Origin of the sequence: Leptotrichia sp. oral taxon 215 str. W9775 (genome assembly GCF_000469505.1) — a bacterium.
Lineage (GTDB): Bacteria > Fusobacteriota > Fusobacteriia > Fusobacteriales > Leptotrichiaceae > Leptotrichia_A.
In genome coordinates this window covers 24,256-25,210 of sequence record NZ_KI272855.1, presented here as the reverse complement: position 1 = coordinate 25,210, position 955 = coordinate 24,256, and the positions used below count along the sequence as shown (strand labels likewise).

The following is a 955-nucleotide window of genomic DNA, read 5'->3' as shown; positions in this document are numbered from 1 at the left end:
TATATGTGGATATTACAACAGGAGAACCTTTATTCCTCTCCACAAACAAATATAATTCAGGTTGTGGATGGCCAAGCTTTACAAAGCCTATCCAAAAGGAAGTTGTAAACTATGCAGAGGATACAAGCCTTAGCAGAGTCAGAACTGAAGTTTTGAGCAGAAGCGGTAATGCCCACCTTGGACACGTTTTTCCTGACGGACCTATTGACAAGGGTGGACTTAGATACTGTATAAACAGTGCTGCACTAAGATTTATACCTTTAAAGGACATGGAAAAGGAAAATTATGGATATCTGATTCCATTACTTGAAAAAGAACTTGGAGAAAAATTCTAATACTTTAAATAAATAGCCTTTTCAATATTGAATAAAAAAAGCTGTCTAAAAATTTTAAAAATATGAAAATTATATTTATTCATTTACTAAAATTTCACTTATACAAAACAGTCATTCATAAAGAAAAAGTCAAAATTCACCTGAAAATCAGGTTGTTGACTTTTTCTAAATTCATTTTCTGTTTTGAATTGTGAAATTATAAATAATTCATAAATATAGTTTTACATCATTTTTCAAATTTTTTTTAGACAGCTTTTTTTATTCAAAATTCTAACTTCGAATTTATCTGCAAATTTTTTCCTTTTCTTATAAAATTATAGAAAAATATTATAATATTCTATTTCTTTTTGTATTATTTCGGGGTATAATATCTTTGTAAGTACAAAAATCCTTTAATATAAATTCAGGAGGCGATATTATGAAATACAAAGGTTTATTATTATTTCTGATTTTATCTTTAACAGTATTTTCTGTCATATTGCTCAGTAAAAATGGAAATACTGTAAAAAAAATAAAATCCGAAAACAAAACAGAAAAGGAAATGTCAATGCAATCAGGAGCAAAGGAAAACATTAAGGAAATATACCTTGCAGGAGGATGTTTCTGGGGAATTGAAGCAT

The 955-nt window shown here is 28.1% G+C and carries 1 protein-coding gene and 1 pseudogene; both read left to right on the top strand.

Features of this window, described 5'->3' with window-relative positions:
• Window positions 1-335, top strand: a 335-nt coding sequence (msrB, locus tag HMPREF1984_RS06730) for a peptide-methionine (R)-S-oxide reductase MsrB (RefSeq protein ID WP_021767194.1), incomplete at its 5' end; no start/stop codon positions are given.
• Between the two features lie 418 nt (window positions 336-753).
• Window positions 754-955, top strand: a pseudogene (locus HMPREF1984_RS11560) (peptide methionine sulfoxide reductase); the annotation flags it as partial.